This window comes from Corallococcus llansteffanensis, from assembly GCF_003612055.1.
Lineage (GTDB): Bacteria > Myxococcota > Myxococcia > Myxococcales > Myxococcaceae > Corallococcus > Corallococcus llansteffanensis.
The window spans coordinates 43,647-55,596 of the sequence record NZ_RAWB01000006.1; the positions used below are offsets into that span (position 1 = coordinate 43,647).

At 71.7% G+C, this 11,950-nt stretch carries 10 protein-coding genes; 6 read left to right on the plus strand and 4 right to left on the minus strand.

Annotation, left to right across the window (positions count from 1 at the left end; genetic code table 11):
* Nucleotides 1-2 precede the first annotated feature (2 nt).
* Nucleotides 3-323, plus strand: a complete 321-nt coding sequence (locus D7V93_RS01220) for a sensor histidine kinase (protein ID WP_244237046.1) — start codon at nt 3-5, stop codon at nt 321-323.
* 721 nt (nt 324-1,044) lie between these two features.
* Here the strand turns inward: D7V93_RS01220 and D7V93_RS44735 are convergent.
* The gene (locus tag D7V93_RS44735) at nt 1,045-1,215 is read right to left on the minus strand and encodes a hypothetical protein (protein WP_158623610.1); all 171 of its coding nucleotides are present in this window, start codon (nt 1,213-1,215) and stop codon (nt 1,045-1,047) included.
* Nucleotides 1,216-1,555: 340 nt separating this feature from the next.
* Between D7V93_RS44735 and D7V93_RS01225 the strand changes: the two genes are divergently transcribed.
* The 4 genes from D7V93_RS01225 to D7V93_RS01240 all read left to right on the plus strand — a co-directional run bounded on the left by D7V93_RS01225 (nt 1,556) and on the right by D7V93_RS01240 (nt 4,956).
* Nucleotides 1,556-2,452, plus strand: coding sequence for an SMP-30/gluconolactonase/LRE family protein (locus D7V93_RS01225; RefSeq protein WP_120641570.1), 897 nt, complete (start codon nt 1,556-1,558; stop codon nt 2,450-2,452).
* Nucleotides 2,449-3,582, plus strand: coding sequence for a putative porin (locus D7V93_RS01230; protein ID WP_120641571.1), 1,134 nt, complete (start codon nt 2,449-2,451; stop codon nt 3,580-3,582). The genes D7V93_RS01225 and D7V93_RS01230 overlap by 4 nt, the downstream gene beginning before the upstream one ends.
* A 161-nt stretch (nt 3,583-3,743) precedes the next feature.
* Complete coding sequence (locus D7V93_RS01235; protein ID WP_244237047.1) at nt 3,744-4,187, plus strand: Tox-REase-5 domain-containing protein; 444 nt, start codon at nt 3,744-3,746, stop codon at nt 4,185-4,187.
* Between the two features lie 10 nt (nt 4,188-4,197).
* Nucleotides 4,198-4,956, plus strand: a complete 759-nt coding sequence (locus tag D7V93_RS01240; RefSeq protein ID WP_120641573.1) for an immunity 52 family protein — start codon at nt 4,198-4,200, stop codon at nt 4,954-4,956.
* 301 nt (nt 4,957-5,257) lie between these two features.
* Here D7V93_RS01240 and D7V93_RS01245 read toward each other — a convergent pair whose 3' ends face one another.
* Nucleotides 5,258-7,705 carry a PAS domain-containing hybrid sensor histidine kinase/response regulator gene (locus D7V93_RS01245; RefSeq protein ID WP_120641574.1) on the minus strand — a complete coding sequence of 816 codons (2,448 nt, stop codon included), beginning with the start codon at nt 7,703-7,705 and terminating at the stop codon, nt 5,258-5,260.
* A gap of 192 nt (nt 7,706-7,897) precedes the next feature.
* Between D7V93_RS01245 and D7V93_RS01250 the strand changes: the two genes are divergently transcribed.
* Nucleotides 7,898-9,508: a sensor histidine kinase gene (locus D7V93_RS01250; protein WP_120641575.1), complete on the plus strand. Its 1,611-nt coding sequence runs from the start codon at nt 7,898-7,900 to the stop codon at nt 9,506-9,508.
* Here the strand turns inward: D7V93_RS01250 and D7V93_RS01255 are convergent.
* Both D7V93_RS01255 and D7V93_RS01260 read right to left on the minus strand, forming a co-directional pair.
* On the minus strand, nt 9,450-9,860 hold the full coding sequence (locus D7V93_RS01255; protein WP_158623611.1) for a hypothetical protein: 411 nt from the start codon (nt 9,858-9,860) through the stop codon (nt 9,450-9,452). The two genes, D7V93_RS01250 and D7V93_RS01255, sit on opposite strands and share 59 nt — an antisense overlap.
* A 110-nt stretch (nt 9,861-9,970) precedes the next feature.
* A complete protein-coding gene (locus tag D7V93_RS01260; RefSeq protein ID WP_120641577.1) occupies nt 9,971-11,944 on the minus strand; it encodes an ATP-binding protein in 1,974 nt (657 codons plus the stop codon).
* Between the last annotated feature and the right edge of the window lie 6 nt (nt 11,945-11,950).

The following is an 11,950-nucleotide window of genomic DNA, read 5'->3' on the forward strand; positions in this document are numbered from 1 at the left end:
CGGTGAGGGGCCTGGCCTCATGGGCGAAGGACTCACCGGAGGGCACCCCCATCACCACGCGCCTCCAGGGCAGCGGGGACACCGCCGTGCTGGAGGTGCACAACGCGGGCGACCCCATCCCGGCGGACCTCTTGCCCCGCCTCTTCCAGCCCATGCAGCGCGGGGCGCCGGGCATGGACCGCACGACGCGCAGCGTGGGGCTGGGGCTCTACATCGTGCGGCACATCGTGGACGCGCACGGGGGCTCCATCGACGTGACGTCCACCCCGGAGCAGGGCACCACCTTCACGGTGCGGCTGCCCCGCGAGGCCACCGGGCGCTAGCGCTGCTGGATCATGTCCCGGATGCGCGTGGCCAGCGCCTCCATGGCGAAGGGCCTTCTCTCAGGCCTCCATCCCGCCATGTCCCACGGAGTTTCCTGGCGTGCCCCTCAATCCACTCTGGAGGGGCGCACTGGGGCACATAGCAAAACATCCTAAAATCAAATCACACGCTCCGGATGATCCGCCCGCAAGAGTACACCCTATGATTCTGCAGTGGCTTCCGACGGCGCAGCCGAAGTCAACCGGCTGATCCGCCCGCTTTTCCCTTCGGCACCTGGCTGGGCCAGGTAGACACGGACCGCGGCGATGATGTTCACGCGCGTGGCCGGGGCCTGCCCCCTGTCGTGCGGATGCTGAAACCACCGCTGCAGGTGCTGCCGCTCCCCCCCCGATGGCCACCCTTTGCGCTTCGAGCCAGTCATGGAGGGCCCGCAGGCTGACCCGGTATTGCTCGCGGGTGGCGGGCGCGAGCGTCGGCGCCAACGAGGTGAGGAAATGCTCCGCAGTCTCCGGCAGCAGCTTCTTGCGCACGCGCAGGCGGTTGTCCACGTTCGACACGTCCTCCACGCGCAGTGCCAGCACCTCGTGCGAGCGCAGTCCGCACAGCAGCCTCGCGGTGGTGAGGCGCCGGTTGATGGAGCGAGGCTGGGCCGCGGCCTCCCGCTGGGCACCAATGAAGTCGAGCAGCGCCGCATCAGTGAGCTCGCGAACCGTGAGCGCTTTACCCCTCCCGCACGAAGTCCATCGCGTAGGCGCGCACGGTGCGCGGGGCCAGCCCGCGCAGCGCCAGTGAGCGCAGGAAGGCGTTGGCCTCGGCCACATCTCCGCCGTCCCCCACCAGCCGGAAGGCACGCGCATCCCCGACGGGGCGCGCGCAGACGTCCGCGCTCACGCCCGCGCCACCTTGCGCCCCGCCGCTGCGGCGCAGCGGACTTCAAGGTGGTCCGCGTCGACGCCCGGGAGGGCCTCCAGCCGCGCGTCGCTCCACGCCTGGGAGTTCGCGTCCACATCCCATCACAAGGTGGACGGGTGCTCCCGTCCAGCGAGCGAGCAGCGCGAAGAGTCGGTGCGCGGAGGGTGCGGAGGGGATGGGCTCGAGTTCCCCCGTCACCTGGAGGCGCGTCCGTGGATCCGGCCCTTCGCGACGGATGTCTGGCGCGCGCGACCCTGCGTCCCGGCGTCGGGTGCTGGTCACTCGGCACTGCGTCCGTTCCGCGATATGGAAGGCGCCCATGCGAATCCTCTTCCCTGCCCTGCTGGGCATGACGCTGGCCGTCGCGGGCTGCTCCTCCCCCCCCGCGGTGCAGCCGCCTCCGGACGAGACGCCGGTGGAGCGCGGCCCCAAGACCATCGCCGTGGACGGCGACCCCAACGGCCTGTGGTGGGACGCGGACAGCGCCACGCTCTACATGGCCGACGACGAGCACAACCGTGTGCTCAAGTACCGCGACGGCGAGGGCATCTCGTTGGTGGCGGACCTGCCTCCGGCGGCGGCCAGCCCGGGCCTGGGCGCGCTGGCGCGGCTGTCGGACGGCACGCTGGTGGTGGTGCGCTTCGGCGGGGGCACCGCGGGCGACGTCGTCTACGTCCGGCCGGACGGCACCTCCGCGGTGATCCCCAACCTGCCCCGCGAGCGCCGCCGCATCGGCATCACCGTCACCCAGGACGGCCAGCTGCTGGATGGCTACTTCGTGCGCAACAACAACGTCAACGTGGGCAGCGTGGCCCGGCTGACCCTGGAGGGCACCGAGCAGGAGGTGGTGGGAGCGCTGGTGAAGCCCGTGGGCGTGCTCGCGGTGGGCGACACGCTGTTCATCAGCGACCAGCTGGCGAACAAGGTGTATCGCTCGCCACTGTCCGCGCCGTCGCAGCTGGTCCCCTTCGCCACGCTGTCCAGCCCGGACCTGCTGGCCGTGGGCCCCAACAACACACTGCTCACCGGCAGCCGCGACGGTACCGTGCTGAGCATCAGCCAGTCGGGTGAGGTGAGCGTGCTGGCCGGTGGCTTCCAGCAGCCGCACGGCATCGCCTACGACGCGAAGAACAAGCGCCTCTTCGTCGCCGACCACGACGGCACCCCGGAAGACGGCACCGCCCACACCCTGCGCATCCTCCCCTCCGAAGAATGAGTCGCCCGCTCCCGTTCCTCGCCCTGGCGCTCGTGGCGGCCCCGGCCGCCCGCGCGGAAGGGCCCCGCATCGTCCCCACGCTGGTGGGCGAGGTGGACTACCGCGTGCACGTGGACGACCTCGAAGGCCACAACGGCTTCAACCTGGCCCGCTTCCGCCTGGGCGCCCGGGGCGAGCCCGTGTCCTGGCTGTCCGCCGTGGGCACCGCGGAGTGGGCGCAGGAGAAGCCCGCCATCATCGACGCGTACGTGGACCTGACCGTCATCCAGGGCCTGCGCCTGTCCCTGGGCTACGCGAAGACGCCGCTGTTCCCCACCGCGCGAGACCAGAGCATCGAGACGCTCCCCGTCCCGGAGCTGTCCCTGGTGACGAGCGCGTTCTGGCCCCGCCGCGACCTGGGGCTGGAGGCGCAGTGGATGCCCACCACCCTGCCGCTGGAGGGCTGGCTGCGCGTGGGCAACGGCTCCGGCAGTCCGTTGGGCAACGACAACCCGCAGCCCTCCGTGGACGCGCGCCTGGACGTGCACGCGGGCGGGGTGCGCGTGGGCGCGGGCGCGCACGTGGAGGACGCCTTCGACCGGCCCGGCATCGGAGGGCGGCTGCCGCAGGGCTTCCTCTTCTACCGGGCACCGCCGGTGTCCGGCTATCGCACGGTGACCGAGGCGCACGGCCGACTGGACGCGGGCGGGGTGCGCGTGGACGTGCAGGCGGCGGCCGCGTGGGAGCACCGCTCGCGCGACACGGACGGCAACCCGGCCACGCCCCGCGAGTCCCTGCCCACGATGAGCAGCCAGGGCCTGGGCGTGGAGGCGTCCTGGGTGCTCAGGGGCAAGCCGCGCGAGGGCGCGCAGTGGCCCCAGGCGCTCGCGGGCGTGGGCTCCGAGGGCATCCCCTCCGGCTCACTGGAAGTGGCCGCGCGCTTCGAGCGGCTGTGGCTGGGCCGGAGCGCGGCGGACGTGGTGCCCGGCGGCGCGACGGGGGGCGCGGTGAGCTTCCACTGGTGGGTGACGGGCTTCCTGGGCGTGGGCGTCGCGGGCTACGTGGACCACTACGACACCCCGCCCGTGGAGGAGCCCACGCGCGACTGGACGTACCTGGCGCTCCTGCGCACCACGGTCAGCCTGCACTGACTGCCAGGGAGGCGAGAATCAGCGCTTCAGCCTGTTGGCTGCCGTCTTCCAGCGCGATGCGTTCCAGCTCCGGGTGCGGTCGTCACTTCGTCTGGGTAGCGCTTCGTCGTGGCCAGCCTCCGCGAGTCCTGGCGGAGCGCGGGCTCGGTCGGAATCTCGTCTTGGCTGAGAATGTCGAGGATGGGCACGGCAATCCCGCCCTCATCCTCCGGCACATCGATATCCCAGAGCTGGTGATCCGCTTCCGCGAGGGCTTGTTGAACCTCCTTCACTGCGTCTTCACCCGAGTATGGAGGCAACTGGGCAAGCCGCGCACGCAGGCGGGCGGTGTGAAGTTCGACGGCATCGAGAAGGGCGCACTGCTGGAGGCGAAGGGACCGGGGTATGTCAGGTTCTTCGATGATCTGGACCCGAAAGAGTGGTTCCGTCATTCAGGGGCCCAAGCCCTTGTTGATCAAGCAAGAAGACAGAGCGAGAAAGTCAAAAGCATAGGACTTCCCATCAAATGGCATGTTGCGGAGCAACAGGCTGCGGATGCCATCCGGAAGCTGTTGATGCGGAGTCGAATCAAGGGAATTGAAGTCGTCTACACACCGGCGCTTTGAGGAAAACACCGTGACCGCGAAGCCAGAGCCCAGGACCTACCCTGAGACCTACTACGCAGGCGCCTACTGGGGCCCCCGCAGGGAAACAGCCGAGGAATGCGCCAGGCGCACGGCAGACTTCCTCAATCTCCTGGCCCGATGCGATCAATTCCTGGCCCATTGGTACAAGCCCGCCCGGTCACTCAAGGATGTGCGCAAACATTCATTGATGCCACCCGAAGTACCTGCTCTTGCGGAGTTGTTCCGGCGTGGCGTCAACAGAGAGCGGGGGGGGCCTGTCATCGAGCAGCTTGGCTATAGCTTGTGGTTCGGCAATGGGGGCTCTGATGGGGATGGCGTCGATCTGCGTATCACCTGCGGGGATTACAGCGGCGCCAACCCGAACTCCTGCGTGATGCCCCTCCCGAGGAAGGGACCCGACGCGGCACGGATCCTCACAGTCCCTGCGCTCACAGGCGTGGTGCGCAGCATGGTTCATTCATGGGAGCCAGATTGGGCGTTTGCCATGTCGGACTCTTATGAGGATGCATTCCCCGAATCCGATACCTCGCCTTTCTCCTTGGGATGGATGACCTATCTCTCGTCCCGTCTGGGCACGGTGCCGCCGCTTCCTGCTCCTGTGCGCATCGAGCCAGTCGAGGGAAGGGGGACGCTGATCGTCCTGACCCCCGAACGCTTCACGGTGGCCAACCCCGAACACATCGCGTTGGCGCGGCGCGTGCGCGACCTGCTGGCCCGGGCGGAGCTCATGCCGCCCGCCACGTCCTGAGCGGCATCGGGCCCGGTGTCCGGTAGGGGGCCGTCATGCTCCTCCGGTGTGCTCCTCTCCAGCGTGGATTGAGGGAGCACACCGGGATGGCCGAGCTATTACGCTGGCGCCTACTGGACCGGACGACATGAATCGGTCGAGCGGGCCTGCAGCGGGACGACTCCTCTCCTCACTGACGCTCTCCCAGCTCGTGAGCACCCTGGCGCTGGCCTGGGAGCCGGAGTGGGGCATCGCCACTTCTGTTGCATGTGTCATTGGCGGAGACAGTGCGCGAGCTGTTGGACGGAGCAGGGTTGCCGCGCTAGCGCTGCTGGATCATGTCCCGGATCCGCGTGGCCAGCGCCTCCATGGCGAAGGGCTTGGTCATCATCGCCATGCCCGGCTCCAGGAACCCGGACGCCACCGCCGCGTTCTCCGCGTAGCCCGTCATGAACAACACCTTGAGCCCCGGACGCTCGCTGCGCCCCACTTCCGCCAGCTGCCGGCCGTTCAACCCCGGCAGCCCCATGTCCGTCACCAGCAGGTCCAGCCGGGGCGTGCTCCGCAAGAGCCGCAGGCCCTCCGTCCCGTCGCCCGCCTCCAGCGCGCGATAGCCCAGCTCCCGCAGCACCTCCACGATGAGCGCCCGGATGACCTCCTCGTCCTCCACCACCAGGACCGTCTCACCCGCCTCGGCCACGTGCGCGTCGGTGAGCCCCCCGGGCTCCTGCGCCTCCTCCGCCTTGCGCTCCCCCACGTAGCGCGGCAGGTACAGCTTCACCGTCGTGCCCTGCCCGGCCTGGCTGTAGAGCTGCACGGAGCCCTCCGACTGGCGCGCGAAGCCGTAGATCATCGACAGGCCCAGCCCCGTGCCCTGCCCCAGCGGCTTGGTGGTGAAGAACGGCTCGAACGCCCGCTCCAGCACCTCCGGCGTCATCCCCGTCCCCGTGTCGCTGACGCTCACGCACACGTACTGGCCCGGCGCCACGCCCCGGAGGCGCGCCGCGTAGGCCGCGTCCAGGTGCGCGTTGCACGTCTCCACCGTGAGCTTCCCCCCGCCGGGCATCGCGTCGCGCGCGTTGATGGCCAGGTTGAGGACCGCCGTCTCCAGCTGGTTCGGGTCGCAGCGCGTGAGCCACAGCCCGCCCGCGAGCACCAGCTCCAGCTGCATCTGTTCGCCCAGCGTCCGGCGCAGCAGGTCCTCCATGGACGACACCAGCGGGTTCACCTTCACCGGCTTGGGATCCAGGGGCTGCAACCGCGAGAACGCCAGCAGCCGGTGCGTCAGCGCCGCGGCCCGCTGCGCGGAGCTCATCGCGCTGGTGATGAACCGGTCCAGTTCCAGCGTGCGCCCCTGGTGGAGGCGCTTCTGGAGCAGCCCCAGCGACCCGACGATGCCCTGCAGCAGGTTGTTGAAGTCGTGCGCGATGCCGCCCGTGAGCTGCCCCACCGCCTCCATCTTCTGCGCCTGCCGCAGCGCGGTCTCCGCGTGGGCCAGCGCCTCGCGCGACTCGCGCTCCTCGGTGACGTCCCGGCCCAGCGCCATCAACGTCCCCTGGCCCGTCTCCACCGCCGACCAGGAGATCCACCGCCACCGCCCATCCTTGTGCCGGTAGCGGTTGTCCGTGCGGCGGGCCGACGCCTCGTCGTGGAGCGCCTCCACGTACGCGGTGGAGTGCGCCAGGTCGTCGGGATGGATGAAGTTCACCACCGGCGTCCCCACCAGCTCCGCCTCCTTCCACCCCAGCAGCCGCTCCCAGGCGGGGTTGGCGGCGATGATGTGCCCGTCGTGCTCCAGGGCCACGACGATCATCAGGTCGTGGCTGAGCCGCCACATCAGGTCGCGCTCGGCGGTGCGCTCCGTGACGCGCGCCTCCAGGGTCTCGTTGAGCTCGCGCAGCCCCGCTTCCGCCTGCCGGCGCTCGGTGATGTCCCGCGACGCGCCCATCAGCCGCGCCACCCGGCCGTCCGGCCCGGGGAGGGGCCGCGCCTGCATCGACACCCAGTGCACCGAGCCGTCCGGCCACACCACGCGGGTGTCGAGGTCGGACTCCACCCGCGCCTGGAGCATGCGCGCCACGGCCGCCCGCATCCGCCCCACGTCCTCCGGGTGGATGGCGGCCTGCAACTCCTCGTAGCTGAGCGGCGCCTCCGGCCCCCGCCCGAAGTTCGCCTTGCACGTCGCGGAGGCGGTGAGCGTCAGCGTGGTCAGGTCCAGCTCCCACGACCCCAGCCGCCCGGCCTTCAGCGCGAACCTCATCCGGGACTCGTTGTCGCGCAGCTGGCGCTCCAGCCGCACGCGCGCCGTCGTCTCCCGCACCACCGCCAGCGCGCCCACGGGCCGCCCCGCCGTGTCGCGCACGGGGCTGTAGTCCAGGTCCATCCAGACGTGCTCGGGCACGCCGTTGCGCGTGAGCACCAGGGGCTCGTCCCGGAGCGTCACCGTGCCGCCCGCGAACGTCGTGGCCAGCACGTGGCGGTTGAAGTCCGCCATCTCCGGCCACCCCTCCAACGCCGGCATCCCCAACAGCCCCGGGTGCATCCCCTCCGCGACCACCGCGAACGCGTCGTTGTAGAGCAGCACCCCTTCCGCGCCCCAGAGCAGCACCAGCGGCGTCGTGGACCCGAGCACCAGCTCCAGCGTGGTCCGCAGCACGTCCGGCCACCCCCCGAGCGGCCCCAGCGGCGTCCGGGCCCAGTCGAACGCGCGGATCCGGGCGCGCAGCTCACCCTCGCCGTCCAGGAAGTCGGGATGTGGGGCCGGGCTCATCACCAGGACGCTAACGTTGCGCCACGCCCGACTCCATCCCCGGGGGGTCCCGCGCCGATTCCCGCGCGGGTGCTGGCCCGCGGACACCCTCGGGCCGGCAGGCCTGTCCGCCTGTTCACGGGACGACCTTGGAAACCGGCGGTCTTCCTGGACAGGGGGGAGCGCGATGGTTACCCAGGTCCCTACTTCCTGATGCGTCCCGACTCCTCCTCCCCTCCACGTCCCCTCGTCTGGCTGTTGGAGGACTCCTCGCTGGAGGCGCGCGCCACCCAGGCGGCGCTGGCCCCCTCGTGCGAGGTCCAGCACTTCGCGGACGGGGCGTCGCTGGTGGAGGCCCTGAGCTTCCACGCGCCCCCGGACGTGATGGTGCTGGACCGGGAGACGCCCGGGCTCACCGGGCTGGAGGTCTGCCGCTTCGTTCGCGCCGCGCCCCTCACCGCCCAGCTGCCCGTGCTGCTGCTCACCTCCCACCAGCGCCCCGAGGACGTCGTGGAGGGCCTGGACGCGGGCGCCAACGACTACGCCTTCAAGCCCTTCCGCCCCTCGGAGCTGGTGGCGCGCGTCCACGGACTGGCGCGCTGGAGCTGGCAGCAGAAGAAGAGCGCGCGCGAGGCGGCGGCGGCGCTGGAGCGCACCCGCCAGACGCTGTCGCTCGCCCAGAGCACGCTGGAGGAGGTGCGCAACGCGGAGGCCCGCGCCTGGAGGAGCGACCAGCGCTTCCGGCTGGCGGCGCGCGCCACCCGCGACGCCATCTGGGAGTGGGAGCCGGAGACGGACAGCCTGGACTGGAGCGGCAGCGCCCACGCCGTGCTGGGGACGCCGCAGAGCGGACGCATCCCGCGCGAGGCCTGGTGGCGCGAGCGCGTCCACCCGGAAGACCTGTCCGCCGTCCGGCGGGGCTTCCGGGAGGCCATCGAGGGCACCGGGGAGACGTGGCAGAGCGCCCACCGGTTCCTGGGCATCGCGGGCACCTGGCTGGACGTGGAGGAGCGCGCGTTCATCGTCCGGGACAGCCGGGGCCACGCCGTGCAGGTGGTGGGCGCGCTGCAGGACGTCACCGCGCGCAGGCAACAGGAGGCGGAGGCCCGGAAGCGCAGCGACTTCGAGCGCCAGCTCATCGGCATCGTGAGCCACGACCTGAGAAACCCCCTGGCCGCCGTCCACCTGACCGCCCGGCTGCTGCTGCGGCGCGAGGGCCTCACCGACGTGCAAGAGAAGCAGGTGCACCGCATCATCCTGTCCACCGAGCGGGCCGTGCGGATGGTGCGCGACCTGCTGGACTTCACCCAGGTGCGTCAGGGCGGCCTGTCCCTGAATCCGCGCGACATGGACTTCCACACCGTGGTGGAGGCCGCCGTCGAGGAGGCCCAGGTCGCCTTCCCCGGCCGCGCCATCACCGTGTCCCGCAGCGGCGACGGCCTGGGCCGGTGGGACGCGGACCGGCTGGCCCAGGTGGTGGGCAACCTGCTGGGCAACGCGCTGAACTACGGCGCTCCGGACGAACCCATCCAGGTGCGCAGCCACGGGCAGGACAGCGGGGTGGTGCTGGAGGTCCACAACACCGGCGTCCCCATCCCCGACACCTTCCTGCCCCGCCTCTTCGAACCCCTGGAGCGCGGCGTCCCCCACCCCGAGGGCCGGGTGGACCGCAACATCGGCCTGGGGCTCTTCATCGTGCGGCAGGTGGTGCGCGCCCACGGAGGCACCGTCACGGCGCGCTCCACGCTGCAGACGGGCACCACCTTCACCGTGTTGCTTCCGCGCCACCGCCCCGGCTCACCGCCAGCGACACCGCCCGGGTGAACTGCTGGATGTCATAGGGTTTCAACAGCAACTCGATGACGTCCGGCCCGGTGTACTCCTGCGCGCCCTCCCGGTTGGTCGTGGTGAGCACGAAGGGGATGCCGGCGGCGGCCGGGGACGCGGCGAGCTTCTGGAACGCGCTCCAGCTCAGGTCGAAGGGCACGCTGATGTCGTAGACGATGACCGCCGGGCGGGTCTCCCGCACCAGCGTGGTGAAGTCCAACGGGCCGCGCACGAGGTCCTGCACGCGGACCCCCTTCGTCTGGAAGCCCGCGTCGTCCAGCAGCTCCTCCAGCGCCTCGATGAGATCTTCACTTCCGTTGAGCACCAGGACGGTCGGCCGGTTTCCCATGGTGGACAAAATGGGTCGTCCCGGGAGCCTGAGCAGGGGGACCTGCGCCCGGTGTGAGGCACCGGACAGAGCGCCCGGTGGGCCGCCTGGGCTCGGGGGCCTGGGGAAGCTCAGGCCTGGAGCGTGGGAGGGCCCGCGCGGGGCAGGCGCACGCTGAAGGTGGCGCCCTGGCCGGGGGTGCTCGTCACGGACACCTGACCGCCGTGCGCCTCCACGATGCGGTGCAGGCGGTACAGCCCCAGGCCCAGCCCGCCGTAGTGCCGCGTGGGCACCGCGCGCTCGAAGCGGCGGAACAGGCCGTCCACCCGGTCCGGCGCGATGCCGATGCCGTGGTCGCGCACCACCAGCAGCGCGCTGTCCGCGTCGCCCTGGACCTCCAGCTCCACGGGCTTGCCCGGCCCGAACTTCACCGCGTTGGCGAGCAGGTGCATCACCACCTGGCCCAGCCGCAGCGCGTCCCACCGGCCCAGCAGGGGCGAGGACTCGCGCAGCACCAGCCGGCACCCCGCGCGCGACGCCGCCTCCTCCGAGCGCGTCATCATGTCGCGCACCACCTGCGTGAGGTCCACCGGGCCCAGGTTCAGCCGGGGCGCGTGGCTCTGCAGCTGCGACACGTCCAGCAGCCCCTCCACCAGGTCCGCCAGCCGCTGCACCTGGCGGTCCGCCGCCACCAGCGCGCGCTCCAGCCGCTCCGGCTCCACCTGGTGCCGCAGCTTGAGCGCCGCCGCCGTGCCCTGCACCCGCAGGCGCAGCGCGGCCAGGGGCGTGCGCAGCTCGTGCGCGGCCACCGCCAGGAACTCGTCCCGCACGCGCACCGCCTCGCGCGTCTCGCGGTACATCCGCAGCTGCTCCGTCACGTCGCCGATGATGCCCGCCATGCGCACCGGCCGCCCCTGCGCGTCGCGCAGCGCCCGCCCCCGGCTCACGCAGGAGCGGTAGCCCCCACCCGCGTGCCGCAGCCGGAAGGACACGTCGTAGGGCGTGCCCTGCTCCAGGTGCTGGGCGAGCGCGGACGCCACCTCGCCCCGGTCCTCCGGGTGCACCCGCGCGAGGAACGCGTCGGACGTGCCCGGGAAGTCCTCCGGCTGCAGGCCCAGCATCTCCAGCAGGCGCGGGCTCCAGTACATCGTCTGGCGGCGCACGTCCCAGTCCCAGACGCCGTCGTAGGAGCCGGACACCACCAGCCGGTAGCGCTCCTCGCTCTCGCGCGCGTGGCGCTCCGCCTGCTCCAGCAGCCCCACCCGCCGCTCCAGCTGCCGCACCATCGAATACAGGTGCGCCTCCGTGGACAGCTCGCCGGGCACCGGCGCGGCCAGGGGCCCTTCCGCGCGCGCCTCGCGCAGCACCAGCCCCACCAGCTCGTCGTCGCCCTGGGCCCTGCGCACGAAGCCGTTGGCCCCCACGTTGGCGGCCATGCGCAGGTCCAGCTCGTCCGGCGCGGTGGCGTGCGTGAGGATGACGGGCACCCGCGCGAGCTTCGGGTCCTGGCGCACCGCCAGGCACAGCCGGTAGCCGTCCAGGCGCGGCATCAGCACGTCCGCCACGAGGATGTCCGGCCGCCGCCGCCGCGCCAGCTCCAGCGCCTCCAGCCCGTCCTCCGCCAGCAGCACCTCGAAGCGGAACGGGGCCAGCGCCAGCTGCAACAGCTTGCGGAAGACGGGGTCGTCCTCCGCCACCAGCACCCGCAGGGTGGGCGCCCCCGCCGCCTCCAGCACCGCGGGGGGCAGCGCCTGGCGCACCGCGTCCAGTCTGAAGCCCAGCGACACGGACGGCGCGAGGAAGCCCGCCACCGGCAGCTCCAGCCGGCGCACGGACTCCTGCTCCGCCGGCGGCGCCTCCACCCAGAGCGCCGCGCCCGACCCGGCCAGCGCCTCGCGCAGCGCGCCCGGGCCTTGACTCCCGGGGGGGGTGAGCAGCCCCGCGCCCACCATCACCAGGTGCACCTCCGGGGACTCGCGCAGCACGCGCGCCGCGGGCTCCAGCCCCGCGGCCAGGAGCACCTGCCAACCCTGGCTCTGGAAGGCCAGACTCAGCAGCTCCCGGTGGGGTCCCGGGGCTTCGACGAGCAGCAGGGTGGGCTTCATCTGGGG